This window comes from Micromonospora sp. WMMD736, assembly GCF_049179015.1.
Taxonomy (GTDB): Bacteria; Actinomycetota; Actinomycetes; order Mycobacteriales; family Micromonosporaceae; genus Micromonospora.
The window spans coordinates 1-3003 of the sequence record NZ_JBMHMI010000179.1 but is presented as its reverse complement, the minus strand read 5'-3'; the positions used below and the strand labels follow the sequence as shown (position 1 = coordinate 3003).

At 69.7% G+C, this 3003-nt stretch carries 2 protein-coding genes and 1 pseudogene; all 3 read right to left on the bottom strand.

Annotated features, from left to right (window positions below; genetic code table 11):
• Positions 1-597 (bottom strand): annotated as a pseudogene (locus ACN269_RS35340) (NAD(P)(+) transhydrogenase (Re/Si-specific) subunit alpha); the annotation flags it as partial.
• Between the two features lie 69 nt (positions 598-666).
• Positions 667-1713 (bottom strand): sensor histidine kinase, encoded by a 1047-nt coding sequence (locus ACN269_RS35335; protein ID WP_421477786.1) that lies wholly within the window; start codon positions 1711-1713, stop codon positions 667-669.
• A gap of 119 nt (positions 1714-1832) precedes the next feature.
• Positions 1833-3003 (bottom strand): sensor histidine kinase (locus ACN269_RS35330; RefSeq protein ID WP_421477784.1); only part of this gene is annotated, 1171 nt, incomplete at its 5' end.

Below are 3003 nucleotides of genomic sequence, written 5' to 3'. Positions count from 1 at the left end.
CTCGGGACGCACGTCGTATCCGGTGGTGCGGCCGCCGAGCCGTTTGGCGGTGGCCAGCGCCTGCAGGCCCGCCACACCGACGCCGAGCACCAGCACCGTGGCCGGTTTCACCGTGCCCGCGGCGGTGGTCAGCATCGGGAAGAATCGGGTGGACTCCGACGCGGCCAGCACCACCGATTTGTAACCGGCCACGTTGGCCTGCGAGCTCAACGCGTCCATCACCTGGGCTCGGGAGATGCGCGGGATGGCCTCGACCGCAAAGGCCTGCACTCCGGCGCCCTTGAGCGCGTCGATCTGGTTGTCGGTGTTACGCGGCGCCAGGAAACCGATCAGGGTCTGGCCGCCGCGCAGCTTGGCGACCTCCTCGGCGGTGGGCGGGGCGACCTTGACCACAACGTCGGCGGCCCAGGCGTCACCGATGGTGGCGCCGACCTCGGTGTAGAGCTCGTCGGGCAGCAGTGCGCGCTCCCCGGCTCCGGACTCCACCACCACGACCAGGCCCTGGTTCACCAGCCCGGCGACCGCCTTGGGCACCAGCGCCACCCGTCGTTCGTCGGCCCCAGACTCCCGGACCACCCCAATTTGCGTGCCTGTCATGACGCGACCATCTACTCCTGCCCGTTGGGTACTGCGACACCCTAACGGCTGGCACCGGGCAAGGCGATGTCACGGCTCAGGGGGTGAGACCACCGTGATGCGGGTACCGGCTCCGGCCTCTGAACTGATGTCCATCGAGCCACCCATCGCCTCGATTCTGGCCACCAGCGTCGGCAACCCGATGTGCCCGCCGCCGACACCGTGGTCGAGGGCCGCCGGATCCAACCCCACCCCGTCGTCGCCGACGATCAGCTCGATGCGATCGGCTTTCCGGGCCAGTCGGATCGTCACGATGGTCGCCTTGGCGTGTTTGGCGATGTTGGTCAGCAGCTCACGGGCCGCCCGATACAACACCGATTGCGAACGCGGTTTGCCGACCTCTTCCAGTTCCGCATCGATCTCGAACTTGCGTTCGTGCTGCCGGATCAGTTCGCGCAGCGCGGCCGTCAGCCCCTGTTCGGACAGCACCTGCGGATGCAACGCAGTGACCACGGTGCGCAACTGCGTCGCGGTGCCCTTCAACGTGTCCCGCGCCGACTCCAGCAGCGGGTCGGGGCTGCGTTCGCCCAGCTCTTCCAGCTCGAGCCGCACCGCCAGCAATTCCTGCAGCGGCCCGTCGTGCAACCCCTCGGCCAGTTCCCGGTTGCGGGTCTCGTCGGCGCGCATCGACTCGGCGACCAGACTGCTCCGGACCTCCAGCAGCGCCCGGACCCGGTCCGATCGTCGCCGCAACACATAACACAGGCCGGTGGTCGCCGCCACTACCCACAACAGCAGCCCGACGCGGGTGTAGATGACATCCGGAACCCCGACGGTGTCGCCGTCCTGACTGAGGTAGAACAGCCGAGCCAAGGTGTATCCGACGGTCGCGGCGACACCAAACGCAGCGGTCACCGCGGGCCGCTCCATGAAGGCCACCGCGATCGGCAGCAGGAACACCACCGGGAACAGGGTGTAGCTGGCGACGCTGGACAACAGCAGCACCGCCAGCACGACCAGCACGTCGACACTGGTCGATGCCCAACCGGTCCAGCGCGGCACCGCTTCGCGCAAGGTGTACAGCAGCCACCCCACCGCGGCCAGGGCGTAGACCGCGAGCAGCCCCAGGTAGGCCACCGGCAACCCGTGGTTGACGACGTCCTCGATGATGACACCGCCGATCAGGCAGACCAGCGGAAGCCGCAGCAACGCGACGAACCGAATCGGGTCCGCCGCGACGTGACTGACATTCAGCGTCATCGCGCTCCCGTCGATACGGCGGTGACGGGTTCGGGCGGCGAGGTCACCGTGGCGCGGGTGCCCGAACCGACCGCGGACTGCACGTCCATCGACCCGCCCGCCACCTCGACCCCCACCAGCAGCGATGCCAACCCGATATGGCCATGCGCGACGCACCGTTCGACGATCGCCGGCTCGAAACCCCGGCCGTCGTCGGCGACGGAGAGCACGACGCGGTCCCCGACCCGGCGCAGCCCGACCTGCACCACGCTCGCGTGGGCGTGCTGGGCCACGTTCTCGAGCAGCTCCGCGGCGGCTCGATACAGCAGCGCTTGCGAGTCGGAGCGGCCGACGTCGTCGATGTCGGCCTCGATGCGGAAGTCCCCGCGCGTCTCATAGCGACGCACCAGCTCACCAAGCGCGGGCGCCAGGCCCAGTTGCGCCAGCAGGTGCGGATGCAGGGCACCCAGCGTCGAGCGCAGCCCGGCGGTCGATTGCCGCAGCGCGGCGTCGACGGCGTCCAGGGCGGGGTCGGACACGCGTTCGCGGGCCTCGTCCAGATCCAGCCGGGCGGCGAGCAGGGTCTGCAACGGCCCGTCGTGCAGCAGCTCGGCCACTTCCCGGTTGCGGCGCTCACCGGCATGCATCGACTCCGCGAGCAGGGTCCGGCGCAAGTCCAACAGGGCGGTCACCCGGGCCGCCCGGCGCGCCAGCACGAAGGACAGTGCGGTGGTCGCCACCGCCAGCCACAGCAGGAAGCCGACATGCAGGTACACCCAGTTGGGTAGCCCGACGGTGTCGTCGCGTTTGGAGTAGACGATCCACACGACGAGATAGCCGAGCGCCGCGCTGACGCTGAGCACGGCGGTGACCACCGGGCGGCCCTTGAACGCCACCGCCAACGGCAACAGGAAGAACACCGGCAGCAGCGCCGCCGTCGCACCACCGGAGACCACGCACAGCACCGAGATGACCAGCACGTCCGCGGCCGTCGACACCCAGCTCGCCCACGACGGCACCGGGCCGCGCAGCACCAGCACCAGCCACAGCACCGCGGCGACGGCGTAGCCGCCCAGCACCGCGACGTATACGCCGGGCAGCCAGTTGTCGACCTCCCAGACGGTGACCAGCATGACCATCAGGCCGATCAGCGGCAGCCGCAGGATCGCGGACACGTACTCCGGCTCC